18 protein-coding genes are annotated in these 13970 nt (G+C 36.3%); all 18 read left to right on the top strand.

The features are described 5' to 3' along the window. The first annotated feature begins 7 nt into the window (after nt 1-7). The 18 genes from OPR50_RS01530 (at nt 8) to OPR50_RS01445 (ending at nt 13968) form a co-directional block, all read left to right on the top strand. Nucleotides 8-1498, top strand: coding sequence for an ankyrin repeat domain-containing protein (locus OPR50_RS01530; RefSeq protein ID WP_264685685.1), 1491 nt, complete (start codon nt 8-10; stop codon nt 1496-1498). Beyond that, nucleotides 1495-3324, top strand: coding sequence for a phage terminase large subunit family protein (locus OPR50_RS01525; protein ID WP_264707983.1), 1830 nt, complete (start codon nt 1495-1497; stop codon nt 3322-3324). Before OPR50_RS01530 ends, OPR50_RS01525 begins: the two co-directional genes overlap by 4 nt. Then, the gene (locus OPR50_RS01520; protein ID WP_230609214.1) at nt 3317-3541 is read left to right on the top strand and encodes a gpW family protein; all 225 of its coding nucleotides are present in this window, start codon (nt 3317-3319) and stop codon (nt 3539-3541) included. Before OPR50_RS01525 ends, OPR50_RS01520 begins: the two co-directional genes overlap by 8 nt. An 8-nt stretch (nt 3542-3549) precedes the next feature. Further along, nucleotides 3550-4236, top strand: coding sequence for a glycoside hydrolase family 25 protein (locus OPR50_RS01515; RefSeq protein WP_264707985.1), 687 nt, complete (start codon nt 3550-3552; stop codon nt 4234-4236). Next, entirely contained in the window at nt 4230-5639 is a 1410-nt protein-coding gene (locus tag OPR50_RS01510; protein WP_230609218.1) for a phage portal protein, read from the top strand. The genes OPR50_RS01515 and OPR50_RS01510 overlap by 7 nt, the downstream gene beginning before the upstream one ends. Nucleotides 5640-5653: 14 nt before the next feature. After that, complete coding sequence (locus tag OPR50_RS01505) at nt 5654-6730, top strand: S49 family peptidase (RefSeq protein WP_264374880.1); 1077 nt, start codon at nt 5654-5656, stop codon at nt 6728-6730. 45 nt (nt 6731-6775) lie between these two features. Continuing rightward, nucleotides 6776-7147, top strand: a complete 372-nt coding sequence (locus OPR50_RS01500; protein ID WP_230609220.1) for a head decoration protein — start codon at nt 6776-6778, stop codon at nt 7145-7147. A gap of 31 nt (nt 7148-7178) precedes the next feature. Then, nucleotides 7179-8183 carry a major capsid protein gene (locus OPR50_RS01495; protein WP_264376214.1) on the top strand — a complete coding sequence of 335 codons (1005 nt, stop codon included), beginning with the start codon at nt 7179-7181 and terminating at the stop codon, nt 8181-8183. A 124-nt stretch (nt 8184-8307) separates the two neighbouring features. Beyond that, on the top strand, nt 8308-8613 hold the full coding sequence (locus OPR50_RS01490; protein WP_264377128.1) for a head-tail joining protein: 306 nt from the start codon (nt 8308-8310) through the stop codon (nt 8611-8613). Beyond that, a complete protein-coding gene (locus OPR50_RS01485; RefSeq protein WP_230609226.1) occupies nt 8614-9111 on the top strand; it encodes a phage tail protein in 498 nt (165 codons plus the stop codon). Continuing rightward, nucleotides 9108-9581 (top strand): hypothetical protein, encoded by a 474-nt coding sequence (locus OPR50_RS01480; protein WP_264374883.1) that lies wholly within the window; start codon nt 9108-9110, stop codon nt 9579-9581. Before OPR50_RS01485 ends, OPR50_RS01480 begins: the two co-directional genes overlap by 4 nt. Then, nucleotides 9568-10032 carry a phage baseplate assembly protein V gene (locus OPR50_RS01475; protein WP_230609229.1) on the top strand — a complete coding sequence of 155 codons (465 nt, stop codon included), beginning with the start codon at nt 9568-9570 and terminating at the stop codon, nt 10030-10032. Before OPR50_RS01480 ends, OPR50_RS01475 begins: the two co-directional genes overlap by 14 nt. Next, on the top strand, nt 10029-10289 hold the full coding sequence (locus OPR50_RS01470) for a PAAR domain-containing protein (protein ID WP_265024171.1): 261 nt from the start codon (nt 10029-10031) through the stop codon (nt 10287-10289). The genes OPR50_RS01475 and OPR50_RS01470 overlap by 4 nt, the downstream gene beginning before the upstream one ends. Beyond that, nucleotides 10286-10621 carry a GPW/gp25 family protein gene (locus OPR50_RS01465; protein WP_265024170.1) on the top strand — a complete coding sequence of 112 codons (336 nt, stop codon included), beginning with the start codon at nt 10286-10288 and terminating at the stop codon, nt 10619-10621. Before OPR50_RS01470 ends, OPR50_RS01465 begins: the two co-directional genes overlap by 4 nt. Nucleotides 10622-10623: 2 nt before the next feature. Continuing rightward, complete coding sequence (locus OPR50_RS01460) at nt 10624-11409, top strand: baseplate assembly protein (protein WP_265024169.1); 786 nt, start codon at nt 10624-10626, stop codon at nt 11407-11409. Continuing rightward, entirely contained in the window at nt 11409-12569 is a 1161-nt protein-coding gene (locus OPR50_RS01455) for a phage tail protein (RefSeq protein WP_265024168.1), read from the top strand. Before OPR50_RS01460 ends, OPR50_RS01455 begins: the two co-directional genes overlap by 1 nt. Before the next feature lie 167 nt (nt 12570-12736). Beyond that, complete coding sequence (locus OPR50_RS01450) at nt 12737-13465, top strand: ankyrin repeat domain-containing protein (protein WP_265024167.1); 729 nt, start codon at nt 12737-12739, stop codon at nt 13463-13465. A 38-nt stretch (nt 13466-13503) separates the two neighbouring features. Next, entirely contained in the window at nt 13504-13968 is a 465-nt protein-coding gene (locus tag OPR50_RS01445) for an ankyrin repeat domain-containing protein (RefSeq protein ID WP_265024166.1), read from the top strand. The last annotated feature ends 2 nt before the right edge of the window (nt 13969-13970 follow it).

The following is a 13970-nucleotide window of genomic DNA, read 5'->3' as shown; positions in this document are numbered from 1 at the left end:
ATATAAAATGTCTGCTCACTTAAGTTTAGAATTAATAAAGTGCCTCATTAATCAACCTGGATTAGATGTTAATGTTAGAGGATTAAATGGCAAGACACCACTACATTGCGCTATAGAATTTGACGAATTAAGCATGGTGGATCTGCTACTTACGAAGAAGAACATTAATCCTTTTGTAGAAGATAATGACGGCAAAACATCTCTTGATTACGCTAAAGAAGGAAAAAAAGCAGAAATATTAAAAGCGCTAATTAATAATAAATACGGGTCAGAACAAGATAGCTTACTTCATTTAGCTGCAATGGTGGGTGAGGTAAATGCTGTAAGGTACCTAATAAATAGAGGCATCGATGTTAATTCGCGTAATGCAATATTTCATACACCATTACATTTGGCAGCTGGTATTGGACATGTAGAAGTTGTAAAGATTTTAGTCAGAGAAGGAAATGCTGAAATCGAGGTTTTTGATGCACGAAATCAGACACCGATGCACTATGCAGTTAACAACAAAAAATTAGAGATAGTAAAGTTATTACTGGAGCTAGGAGCAGATGTAAATAGCGCACGTGTAGGACAAAATTCAATGAAATTATCACCTATTCATATAGCTGTAAGTAATACTAATTACGATGAAAGAGATTTGTGTCTCGATATTCTCAAATGCTTAATAAAGGAGCCTAATGCTCAAGTAAATTTGCAAGACTACGAAAATAAAACGCCACTACATTACGCTGAAAGACTTAAAACAATAGAGGTTTTACTAACGCGAGAAGATATAGATCCTCTGGTAAAAGACGATAGTGGCAAGACACCATTTGATTACGCTAAACCTGAGATAAAGAAGGCTTTGATAAGTAATAAATACGGTTCTGAAAAGAATAGTCTACTCCATTTAGCTGCACAAAGAGGAGAAATTGAGCTTGTAGAGTCTATCTTAAAAGAAGAAATTGATATTGATATTTCAAATAATAAGAGTCTATCACCGATCTATCTTGCTGCGGAAAAAGGGCATTTACATGTAGTAAAGTTATTGCTGAAAAAAGGAGCAAATTATACACCTGTTTTACATTTAGCAATCAAATCAAACAATTTAGAGTTACTAAAAACTTTATTTAAAGAAAAGAGCATCAAATTACCAGATGAGATAGGCAGATCTGTACCAATTTATTATAGGTGTATGGAGCATAGAGATGCAAAAGTAAGAAAATACAATAGTGCGATCTGTGTTTTTACCTCAGTAAGTGCAGTAGCAATAGCGGTATATATAGGGTTAACAGCAACAACAATAAGCAGTGCAATCATTTTTGCAACAACAACAGGGATATTTGCGATTATTATAGCACTAATGATAAGTGAGATGAGCAGAAGATATATAGAAAACAAATTTCAGAAAAAGATGTTTATGGAGATGGAGAAGTGTAGTTCTATTGTTGAGGAGTGTAGTTCTATTGTTAATGATGTCGAGATAGAACCAGTTATGAGTAGATGCATACAATGATATACGCCACATCTTTTTCTGAAGGTTTGAAACCAGATCCAGAGCTTAAGGTGTCAGAGTGGGCAAATGAGTATCGAGTTTTAGCAGCAACTGCAGCATCAGAGCCAGGAAAATGGAGAACAGAGAGAACACCATACCTTAAAGAAATCATGGATTCACTATCTCCGTCCTCGCCAGTAGAAAAAGTGGTATTCATGAAAGGAGCACAAATTGGAGGAACAGAAGCTGGTAACAATTGGATAGGCTATATCATCGATCAAACACCAGGTCCAATGCTAGTAGTACAGCCAACAGTTGAAATGGGAAAGCGTTGGTCAAAAGGAAGATTTGCGCCACTGATTGAAAGTACACCATGTTTAAAAAGTAAAGTAAAAGACCCAAGATCAAGAGATTCAGGGAATACTGTACAAAGTAAGGAATTTCCAGGTGGAATAGTAGTAATAACCGGAGCAAATAGCAGTGTAGCACTGAGATCTATGCCAGTAAAATATCTCTTTCTTGATGAAATAGATGCCTACCCAGGAGATTCAGGAGGAGAAGGAGATCCAGTTTTACTCAGCATAGCCCGAACTAATACATTTGCACGACGAAAGATTTTTTTAGTATCAACGCCAACGATTCATGGAATAAGCAGAATTGAGAAAGAATTTGAAGCAACAGATAAGAGATATTTTTTTGTTCCCTGTCCGCATTGTAATTACTATCAAGTTCTAAAATGGTCACAAATAAAGTGGGAGAACAATGATGCAAAAACAGCACATTATGTCTGCACTGAATGTAGTGGCAAAATAGAAAATCATCAAAAGACAGAAATGCTTGAACGTGGAGAATGGAGAGCTACAAATCAAACCTCAAGTAACAAAATAGCAGGTTTTCATCTATCAAGTCTTTATAGTCCTGTTGGCTGGTATAGTTGGAATCAAGCAGTAGAGGATTTTCTGCATAGTAAAGAAAGTGAGCAATTGTTAAAGGTTTGGATAAATACAACGCTTGGAGAAACTTGGGTAGATAAAGGAGAAGTACCAGATTGGAAGCAATTATTTAACAGGAGAGAATCTTATCAAATTGGCACAGTACAAAAGGGTGAAGTAGTTCTCACAGCAGGAGTAGATGTACAAAAAGATCGGTTAGAAGTAGAAGTTGTAGCATGGGGAAAAAGCCGCGAAAGTTGGTCAATAGACTACCGAGTATTTGAAGGTGATACTGGAAGAGTAGAAGTATGGGGAAAGCTTTCGGAGCTTCTGAGTCATCATTTTATCGGTGAAAATGGGCTTGAGTATATGATAAGTATGATGGCAGTAGATGCTGGATATGCAACACAAGAAGTATACAATTGGGTAAGAGGCCATCAAGGCTCTGGAAGAGTAATGGCAGTCAAAGGTGTAAATAAAGCACTAGTACCACTTAGCAGCCCAAGTAGAGTAGATATAACAGTTGGAGGGCAAAAGCTGAAAAGAGGAATAAAGCTCTGGCCAGCAGGAGTATCGATATTAAAGTCAGAGCTTTTTCAATTACTTAATGTTTTAAAAGAAGGTGAAGAAGCTCCAGCAGGATACTGTCATTTTCCTGAGTATGCACCTGAATATTTTAAGCAGCTAACAGCAGAGCAATTAGTCAGCAAAGTGGTAAAAGGATATACCAAACAAGAGTGGCAAAAGGTAAGAGAAAGAAATGAAGTACTAGATTGCCGAATTTATGCGAGAGCTGCATCTATTGCGCTTGGAATCGATCGATGGCCAGAGAGTAAATGGAATAGTTTGAGTGGGAAAATGGAAAGTAAAAAACCTAAAAAAGTAAGACAGAGTAAGTGGTTGAAAAATGTATAACGAAGAGTATTTGTTTCAAGTTGAACAAGCAATAAAGAAGCTGCAAAGCGGAGAGCGAGTAGTATCAATTGCATATGGTGACCATGTTGTGAGATATGCTGAAGTGCAAATAAACGATCTTTTAAACTTAAGACAAAGAATCAAGGCTGAGCTCAAGGTTGAAGGTCAAAAACCAAAAAGAAAGATTGTTATTTCAACGAATAAAGGAGTGGTATGAGAAGTTGCATGATAGAAAATGGATACCCAGATTTTCTAGAGCATTTGAGGTATATGATAGCTACCGCTACACCAGGTATGCTTATAAATGCAGTAATAGATTTGTCGCACTGGAATCAGGAGATAGATTTTAGATTAACAAAAGAAGATGGCATAGTAGGCATAATTCACAAAGCCACCCAGGGGGTAAAGTACGTAGATCCTGAATATACAAAAAGGAAAAAAGCCGCTGAAAAAGAGGAATTGCTTTGGGGTGCATACCATTTTGGTGTCGGGGAAAAAAGCGGCAAAGACCAAGCTGAGCATTTTCTCGAAACAATTGGTGATAGTTCAAATATATTGTTAGCCCTTGACATTGAGGAAAACAAAGATGGAAAAAGCATAATGCCAAAACAAGCAGAGGACTTTGTAAATAGGGTCTATTTAGTAACCGGACGTTTGCCGTTAATTTATGGAAGCCCTAGTTTTCTCAAGGATTTTGCCACCCCAACTTTAACAGAATGTCCACTATGGTTAGCAAAATGGGGAACAAAACTGACATTACCAATAGGATGGAGGAACTGGACTCTATGGCAATATACCGACGGTCAAACAGGAGCAAAGCCGCATGAAGTAGAAGGAATCGGAAAATGTGACAGAAACAAATTTAACGGAACTTTGAAAGAATTAAGAGAATTTTGGTTATCAGGATGTTAAAAACCTTCAAACAATTATTTGGCAAGCCAAAAATCAAAAGTTCTGCATGGGATGCAGCAGGCTCAGGAAGAAGGGTAATGTATTGGCAAGGAGAAGCAGGAAGCATAAATAATTTGCTTTCTCAAAGCCTTGAGCACTTGCGTAGCCGCTCTCGTGATATGGTAAGAAAAAATCCATATGCAGCAAATATTATTGATACAATAGTAAGTAACTCTATTGGAACAGGAATAAAACCACAATCAAAAGCAAGGAATGCAGAATTTCGAAAGAAAGTACAAGAATTATGGCTACGTTGGACAGACGAAGCAGATAGCTGTGGAATAAGTGATTTTTATGGATTACAAGCTCTAGTATGCAGAAGTATGATAGAGGGAGGAGAATGTTTTGTACGTTTAAGAACGAGAAGGCTGGAAGATAGATTTTCTGTGCCATTACAACTGCAAGTGCTTGAGTCTGAACATTTAGATAATAAAACAAATCAAACTTTAGGAAATGGTAATGTAATAAGAAGCGGGATTGAGTTTAATAGGCTTGGGCAAAGAGAAGCATATTATTTATTTAGAGAGCACCCAGGAGAAGGCTCATTTGGAGAGTCAGTTAGAGTACCGGCAAATGATGTTTTACATATTTATAGACCATTAAGACCTGGACAAATTAGAGGGGAGCCTTGGCTTTCTAACGTGCTTTTGAAGCTTTACGAACTTGACCAGTACGATGATGCAGAATTAGTACGAAAAAAGACTGCAGCAATGTTTGCAGGGTTTATTACGAGACTTGATCCAGAAGCAAATATTTTAGGAGAAGGTGAAAGTAATGAGCAAGGAGTAGCACTATCAGGTTTAGAGCCAGGAACTATGCAGCTTTTAGACCCAGGAGAAGACATAAAATTTTCAGAGCCGTCTGATGTTGGAGGAAGTTATGAAGCATTCATGAGACAGCAACTGAGGGCAATAGCAATAGGCACAGGGATAACATATGAGCAACTAACAGGAGATTTAACGGGTGTTAATTATTCATCAATCAGAGCAGGACTGATAGAGTTTCGTCGTAGATGCGCTATGCTGCAACACAACATTATGGTATTTCAATTTTGCAGACCAGTATGGAATAGATGGCTAGAGTTAGCAGTACTGTGTGGAGAACTCTGTATAGATGAAAAAGTGGCAAAAGCAGCGAAAGAAGAAGTAAAATGGATACCACAGGGATTTGATTGGGTGGATCCACTGAAAGACCAGCAAGCACAGCAAATGGCAGTAAGGAATGGATTTAAGAGTCGATCGGAAGTAGTATCAGAAATGGGTTACGATGTAGAAGAAATTGACCAAGAAATAGCAGAAGATCAAAAGCGTTCTGATTCTTTCAACCTTTTCTTTGATTCTGATGTCAGGACACAAACAAAATAAATCTCGTTTACTTTATGGAAATTTTACAAACCAACTGGCTATGTAGGCCGATGATGATAGAGCAAAAAAGCTTTGACCTGTTGTCGCTATATAACGGAAAACAACCTATCTTTAAAAACGTAAAACACTATGTAAAGAACAATATAGAAAAGACAGCAATAATACCAATACATGGAATTTTAACCAAAAAACCAGGAGCTTTTGATGATTTTCTAGGCATGACATCGTATGAGAAAATTCAAGAAGAAGTAGAAGAAGCATTATCAAACAAAGATATAGAAACTATTCTGCTTGATATAGATAGTTCAGGCGGAGAAGTAAACGGTTTATTCGACTTGGCTGATTTTATTTACGAATCAAGAGCAAAAAAGAGAATTGTGGCAATAGCAAATGATGATGCGTACTCTGCTGCATATGCTATAGCTTCAAGCGCTGAAAAGGTATTTGTGAGCAGAACTTCTGGTGTTGGCAGTATAGGAGTAATAGCAAGTCATATAGATCAAAGTAGGTTTGATGAAAAGCAAGGTATTAAGTACACCACAATCTTTGCTGGTAGTCGAAAGAATGATTTAAACCCACATGAGCCAATAACGTCTGAAAGTCTGGAAAGCTTACAAAAAGAAGTAGACCGACTATATGAAATGTTTGTGCAGCTAATAGCAAGAAATAGAGGTCTTTCAATTGAAAAGATTCGATCAACAGAAGCAGGTCTATATTTTGGTGAGAAAGCAGTGGAAATAGGTCTTGCAGATGGAGTTACAACATTTTTTGAATTTATTAACAAAGGAGAAAATACTATGAATAAACAAATTACAACTGACCTAGAAATTGATGACCTAGAAACTGATAATTTAACTAAGTATCGTACTGAAATTGTTGAATTAATACGTTTATGTAACTTATCACGAATGCCAGAGAAAATAGGAGAATTTATTGAGCAGGGTGTAAGTATTGAGCAAGCAAGGGAAGTTTTAATGGAATTACTTGCAGAGAGAACGAAGAAGACAGAGATACTGAGTGCAATACCACAGAATTTAGGAGAAGATTTGATGATGCAAGTAGCAAGAAGTCGTGCGCAATCAGGTATTTAAAATATTCGCAGTATAATAAAAGTAGAAAGTAAAGGAGAAAATTTTATGAATTGTATAACTGAAACAAATAATTTAGGAGATCTTCTAAAATATGAAGCATCAAATTTATATTCACGAGATCAAATAATTGTTGCCAAAGGACAGAATCTCAAGCTTGGTGCAGTAGTTGCTAAAAAGACTGAAGATGGTTTTATTAGGGTCTTGAATCCAACAGCAACCGATGGCACACAAACCGCAATAGGTGTTATTGCAAGTGATGTAAACGCAAAGGAAAATGCTAAAGGAGTAATTATTGCTCGCGGTGCAATGCTAGCAGATCATGCAGTTGTATGGCCAGCAAATATAACTGAAGAGCAGAAAACTGCAGCAATAAAGCAACTTGAAGGACGAGGGATCATTATCCGCAAGGGAGCTTAAAAAAACTATTAAAAACACAAAAGGGGGAAAAATGCAAAATCCATTTACAAATACAGCATTTAGCATGACGGCACTAACAAATGCGATAAATATATTGCCGATAAATTATGGACGAGTTGAAAATTTAAATTTATTTCCAAGTAGGTCAGTAAGATTTAGACATATTACCATAGAAGAGCGAAACGGAGTATTAAGTTTACTACCAACACAAGTTCCAGGAGCACCAGCAACAGTAGGAAAACGCGGCAAAAGAAAGGTAAGAACATTTACGGTTCCGCATATTCCACATGATGATGTAGTGTTACCAGAGGAAGTACAGGGAATAAGGGCATTTGGATCAGAAAGTGAACTGAAAGCGCTGGCAGACGTAATAACTGACCATTTACAGCTAATGAGAAACAAACACGCAATAACATTAGAGCATTTACGAATGGGAGCGCTGAAGGGAATTATTCTTGATGCTGACGGGTCAGAATTACTAAATCTGTACAACGAATTTGAAATAACACCAAAAATAGTAAATTTTGCCCTTGGAACAGCAACAACAGATGTCAAGCGTAAGTGTCTGGAAGTACTCCGGCATATAGAAGATAATCTAAGTGGTGAATATATGACCGGAATTCATGCCTTGGTAAGTCCTGAGTTTTTTGATGCACTAACTTCTCATGCTAAAGTAAAAGAAGCATATGAGAGATGGCAAGAAGGAGCAGCGCTAAGGAACGATATGAGGTCAGGATTTACGTTTTGTGGAATTACATTTGAGGAATATAGAGGGCAAGCAACTGATCCTGAAGGAACCGTAAGAAGATTTATAGAAAGAGATACGGGACACTGTTTTCCACTAGGAACAGCAAGCACATTTACAACATATTTTGCACCAGCAGATTTTAATGAAACAGTAAATACTCTTGGACAGCCACTATATGCAAAACAAGAACCAAGGAGATTTGATAGAGGAACTGATTTACATACGCAGTCGAATCCATTGCCAATGTGCCACCGTCCGTCCGTTTTGGTAAAAATAGTAACAACATAGTAGAGCCCTCACGTAGAAAACTCTACTTATGGTTTTAATATGTGTTGAGTATGCTAAAAAAATATAAGGATGCAATATATTTTTAGAAGCCTTTAGAAGTGAATTTGAATGAATAGAAAATGGTATGCAGGAAAATGTAAAGAGGTTATTGAAAGATTGTCTTATCCATTTAGGGGAGATAGCTTTATATGAGTCAAAGGATAAGTCATATATGGTACAAGTATTAAAGCAACAGCCAGATAAATTATACGAGATTGGTGAAGGACAATTTGTGGAAGAAACTTTAGCGTTAGAAGTAAGTGCGTTTGATGTGTTAAGGCCAATAGTAGGAGATGTTTTTGTTATAGGTGACCGTAAATATAAAGTATATTCTCCACCGCTGCAAGATAATTCAGGAATGATATGGAAAATTCGAGCGTCAGGAGTATAAATGCGTACCGGTAGTATTATACAAAGTATAGATGCTGAAAGGAAAAAAGTGGAAAAAGCAATGGTGAGTGCATTAAACAAAACAGCAATATGGCTAAAATCAAAAGCAGCTAAGGAAATCAGTGAGGAAAAGAGAATAAACTTAGGTTTGATAAGAAAGAGATTAAGAATTTTTAAGGCGAAAACTAGCAGATTAGAAGTGTTAATTAGAGCAAATCTCTATGACATTAGAGCATCGACAATTGGCAAAATACAAAAAACAAGAAGAGGATCGAAAGTAGGAAAGCATGAGTTTATAGGAGGATTTGCAGCAGTTATGCCAAAAGGAAATAGCGGTATTTTTAAACGTGAAGGAAGAACAGCCCTGCCAATAAAGGAAATTAAGTTGCTACTAGAACCTGAGGCTTCAAGGATAATAGAGAATCTTGTTAATTATGAAGTTGAAAAGGTATTTGAAAAATTCTTCCACCGCGAATTAAGTTACATTACACCTATATGAATTGGCAAGATTTACATCAAGCAATCTGCACTAAGTTAAAAGAAGAAATATCAGCAATACAGACGTGTGAAATTTATCCAGCAATAAGAAAAGAATTAGTAGCGCCAGCGGTGTTTGTGGAACTAGCAAGTTTAGAACCAGGTAAAGATCCAGGTACTGAACAATTAGCTCTAAAAGCAAGATTTGAAGCTAGAATAGTAGTTGATAGCACAATAGAAAATGCTCCTCTCATTGTCAGATCATTAGCTGCTGAGGTTGCAAGAGTAGTGAACAAGAATACCTGGGAAAAGAATGTATCTCCGGCTGAATTTCTTTCTGCAGAGCCTGATGGATTTAGACCCGAATTAGATGCATATTTGGTGTGGATGGTTGATTGGAGTCATCAGCTTCATTTAGGTAAATCAGTATGGGAAGAAGGAAAAATTAAGCCACATACCATAAACGTAGGAAATATAAATGTTGGATCATAGTTTTGCGATTTCAGAGCTGAATAGGAAGCTAGCAAACATTGTACGAATAGGGCTTGTAAAAGAGGTAGATTATGACAAAGCAAAAGTAAGAGTAAAAATAGGAGAACTTTTAACAGATTATTTACCTTGGATAACGAGCAAAGCAGGAAAAGATAGAGATTGGTCTCCGCCAGATATCGATGAACAAGTAATGGTATTTTCTCCTCTTGGTGAACTATCATTAGGAGTAGTGTTAGCAGGAATATATCAGGAAAAATACCCTGCACCAGAGAATAAAAAAGAAATAAATAGTGTAAAATTTCAAGATGGGACAAGATTATTATATGATAAAGAGAAGCATAATTTAGAGATTGAAGTAGTAGACAAAATAACACTTAAGGCTGGGGGATCAAGTATAGAAATGACAAAAAGTGGAATAAAACTGAAAGCAGAAAGGATCGACTTAAATTGAACAAAGGAATAGTGAGGTTAGGAGACTACTGTGGAGAAGCTATACCACATTTCTGCATTAGCGGCAGTAACAATATTTTTGTAAATGGTAAGCAAATTTGCAGGCAAGGAGATAGTTTTAGTGAAGGAAAAATATTAATAGAAGGATCTAAAACAGTATTTGCCAATGGGTTTGGTATAGGAAGAGTAGGAGATATAGTTTCATGTGGGTTTAAAGTAATTAGAGGGAGTTCTGATGTTTTTACAGAGCCAGTATGAAGGGAATGAGCAAAGAAACAGGTAAAGAACTAGAGGGTTTAGAACACTTAAAGCAATCAATAATTGATATACTGACCACTCCTATTAAGAGTAGAATAATGAGAAGAGATTATGGATCAAGATTATTTGAGTTAGTAGATAAGCCAATAAATAGGGATTTAACTTTGGAAATTTACGCATCAACTGCAGAAGCACTGGGGAAATTTGAGAAGAGATTTAAGTTAGAAAAAGTAAAAGTTGAAGGAGTAAAAGAAGGAAAAGTGACGCTTGATCTAGAAGGATTGTATCTGCCAATGGGAAGAAAGATTCGCTTCGATGGGGTTGTAGTATAAAGATGCAGCAGCCAAATATTATTGAATCACTGAGCTTTGAAGAGATTTTTTCTCGGATGAAGGAAGAGTTAGTGAAAAGTTTTACAGCATTAGTAGAAAGTGATCCAGCAATGAAGGTATTAGAAGTAGCAGCATGGCGAGAACTTTTGCTTAGAGAAAGAATAAATGAAGCAGTAAAGAGTAACTTACTTAAATTTGCGACAGGAGAAGATCTTGATAATTTGGCTGAGTTTTATGGAGCAGAGAGGCAAGATGGAGAAGAAGATGAACGCTTCAGAAAAAGAATCAAGGCAAGAATAGTTGGCTCAAGCACAGGAGGGAGTAAAGAGCATTATCGGTTTCAAGCACTCTCAGCAGATAGTAGAGTAAAGGATGCGCTGGTTGAATCAAAAGTGCCAGGAAAAGTACAAATTTCAATCTTATCAACACAATTATCCACAACTGGCATAGCGTTAGAAGAGCTACTAGAAATTGTAAAAAAGCAGGTTACTAGAGATGATATAAGGGTTTTAACAGATACAGTAACAGTAATTGGTTCCAATATTACGGAAATAGATATTCACAGCAGAATGAGCATAAGTCCTGTAATATCGAAGGAGGAAATCAAGAAACAGTTCATTAAGAAGTTTGAAGCAAATAGAAGGCTGGGATGGAACGTTACAAGATCATGGATAATAGCGAATTTGTTTGTGGAAGGAGTGGAAAACGTAGAATTAATCGAGCCAAAAGAGGATATTGTGATACTAGGGAACGAGTGTGCAAATTTGCGAAAATTAAAGATTGAGTAATGCTATTACCACCAAATGCAACAAAACAGGAAAAAGCGCTAGTAGATGCAACAGATTATAAGGTTGATCCAAGCTGTATTAGAGGATTTAAATTTAGATTGGAAGAAGAAACATTGTCGTGGATAATAGAAGAATATGGTTTAGAAGAGATATTACGCTGGGTAAAAGATAAAAGAAAAGCCATAGTAGAAGGAGTAAAATTTCAAAGACTGCGAGGAACACCTAAATCACTTAAAATAGCACTCAAGTGGGCAAATATAGAAGACATTACAATCATCGAAGAACCACCCGGTAAACACTTTTTTGAGTTGCAAGTAGGGATAAAAGAGGTACCAAATGACTTCTTCGTAGATGCAGTAGTAGAGCTGGCAAAACTATCACTGCCTGTAAGATCCAGATTGATGAGGATTTTTAACGATTATTATAATGTGCAGAGATTTATATTGGATGAGAGTTTATTTGGAGATCTTCTTTCTGATTATTCAGGGGTAAAAATAGAAAAAGATGGACCAGTGTTATCATTTGGAAGAGTAAATTTTTTCAGGTCTAGTGGTCCAGTTATTAGGATTATAGAAAATTATCTACGCGATCATTATGAACGAGCTTTAAGCAATGATATATATCGCCTAGATGTAGCAATCCTTGGAGAAACCGAGCCTCACACAAAGAATTATAACGGTATTTATGAAAGAAATCATTTGTGGTACAACTTAAAAGCACTATATCCATTACCACAGAGTTTATTACCATCGATTAAATTTGCAAAAGCGCAGATTGTACTGTCAGATAGCTGGAAATTAGGAGAAATAAATAGCTGTTTTCCGGTTGGTAGAATAGAAGAAGAAGGAAATAAATTTGTATTGGGAAACGATAAACTTTCAGGGCAACGTTGGAATTTAAAACACAAGCCAATTTTAGAAAGGTTTAGCGTTACTCACCACTACAAAATAGAAAATTATACAGATCAGAAGGTCAGAAAATATGTTTTAGCAGAACACAACATTTACTATAAAAACGACTTATATTCAGAGCAAAAAGACTCAATACACGAATTAGAAAAGCACATTTTAGTGTTTTACCCGGGAGTACTGAAATGGCACGAACATCGACATTTGCACAGAAGTTGGAAAAATAGTCAAGCAATATGTGTAATAAGTTAAATACTTATATTTAGATCCTCATATATTATATTAATAATAGTTTAAAGTGTATGAAATAAAAAGAAAAGGACTTGCTTTCTCATGCTAAAAAGGACATGACTTGAATAGCAGCAGGTAAATATAAGAAATTTGTCTGGCGCTAGAAAAGCTAATTTTGTGAGGTAAGTATGAAGTTTAGCAAAGAATCTTTTAGTAAGTTTTTTAAAGAAGTATCAAGTAACGGGTTTAAAAACATTAATAAAAGAAATGAAGAAGGAGAGACAATATTACACCAAGCAGTGGAAATCTCTGATTACAAAACAGTGAGATTATTAATAAAAAAAGGGGCAGAGGTAAATGCAAGAGATAAAAATGGTTATACACCACTACACTGTGCAGTATTTGCGAAAAGTTTAGAAAATGTAAAAGTGCTGCTAAGGGAAGGAGCAGAAGTCAATGCCACTCAATATATCACCGGATGTACACCTCTGCACTCTGCGTGCAAAATAGGAGGAGCAGGAGTTGAAATAATAAAAGAGCTAGTAAAGGCCGGAGCTGAGGTTAATCAACTGAATAAATATGGTGCAACGCCAATGTATTACATATGGGAAAGTGAAAAGTATTCTCTATGTGATAGTAAAGAAAGTGAAAAGGCGAGTAAATTTTTGAGAGAAAAAGGTGGAGTAACAAAAAGTAGAGAACTGACGTGCTATGGAATAGAGGGGCTAGTGGGAGAAATAGCAGACATGTTGAATGGGAGTTATTTACCAGAGTTAAAAATAATAGAGATAGGAGAAATAAGGAAGAGAGACAAATCGCTAATAAAGAAAGAATGTCAAAATTTAGCAAGCAAGATAATGAGCCAAGTAAATGAAATGATAGATGAGGTAGAAAATGTAGTGAGAGGGAAGGCTTAAAAGAGGGATTTAAATTTAAAGAAAAAGTGGGGTAAGTTATGGTAAAGCTGGGTAAAAAAGAGGAGTCACTATTAGAGAACTCATATAAAAATATTTATGCAAGAGACGAAAAGGGAAGAACGGTTTTACATTATGCGATAGATGCAAAAACAGTGAGGTTACTAGTCGAAAAAGGAGCGAATGTGAATGCTAAAGATATAGAAGGACACACAGCACTGCACCTAGCGGTAACGGAGAAACATCTAGAAATCGTGAGGGAATTGATAAAATCAGGAGCAGACGTAAATGCTGAGGAATATGGAAATAAATGCATACCTCTACACCTTGCGTGCATGGTAGGTGAAAAAGAAATAGTGGAGGAGCTAGTGAAAGCTGGAGGAGAAATAGAGCAAGCGGATAAATTTGGAATGACAGCGATGGATTATGCGAAAAATAGCAAAAAGATAACCGAGGTATTAAAGAAAGAAACAGACAGAATTGAGAAGCTATTTATGAAGGGCTAAAA

It is taken from the genome of Wolbachia endosymbiont (group A) of Epagoge grotiana (genome assembly GCF_947251775.1).
Taxonomy (GTDB): Bacteria; Pseudomonadota; Alphaproteobacteria; order Rickettsiales; family Anaplasmataceae; genus Wolbachia; species Wolbachia pipientis.
The sequence above is the reverse complement of the archived record's forward strand: the minus strand, read 5'-3'. Positions and strand labels throughout refer to the sequence as shown.